We start from the raw sequence: 615 nt of genomic DNA, 5'->3' as shown, positions 1-615 counted from the left end.
GAGCGCGTCGACGAGGCCTGGGCGGACGCCGTGGAGCGGGTGCACGCGATGCTCGAGAAGCTCGCCCGGCCGGCCGGCCACGTCACCGCCTCGACGCTCAGCGGCACCGACGAGATCCGGGGGGACCTCGAGTCCAAGGTCGCCCAGAGCTGGGACCGCGAGCTGTTCATGAACTCCATCGTGGAGGGCAAGAAGGCCATCGTCGACGGCGACATCTTCCAGGTCGTGGTCTCCCGCCGCTTCGAGACGGAGTGCGGGGCCGACTCCCTCGACGTCTACCGCATGCTGCGGGCCATCAACCCCAGCCCCTACATGTACCTGTACAGCTTCGAGGACGCCGACGGGCGCCCCTTCTCGATCGTCGGATCCTCCCCGGAGGCGCTCGTGACCGTGACGGGCGACCAGGCCGTGACGCACCCGATCGCCGGGTCCCGCCCCCGCGGGCGGACCGTGGAGGAGGACCTCGACCTGGAACGGGACCTGCTCCAGGACGAGAAGGAGCGCTCCGAGCACCTCATGCTCGTCGACCTCGCCCGCAACGACATCTCCAAGATCGCCGTCCCGGGCTCCGTGGAGGTCACGGAGTTCATGGAGGTCGAGCGCTTCAGCCACATC

The 615-nt window shown here is 69.3% G+C and carries 1 protein-coding gene; it reads left to right on the top strand.

Annotation, left to right across the window (positions count from 1 at the left end; genetic code table 11):
• The coding region (locus RCG67_RS17015; RefSeq protein ID WP_368827978.1) for a chorismate-binding protein at window positions 1–615 on the top strand (615 nt) is incomplete at both ends.

The organism is Kocuria cellulosilytica, assembly GCF_040981245.1.
Lineage (GTDB): Bacteria > Actinomycetota > Actinomycetes > Actinomycetales > Micrococcaceae > Kocuria > Kocuria cellulosilytica.
The sequence above is the reverse complement of the archived record's forward strand: the minus strand, read 5'-3'. Positions and strand labels throughout refer to the sequence as shown.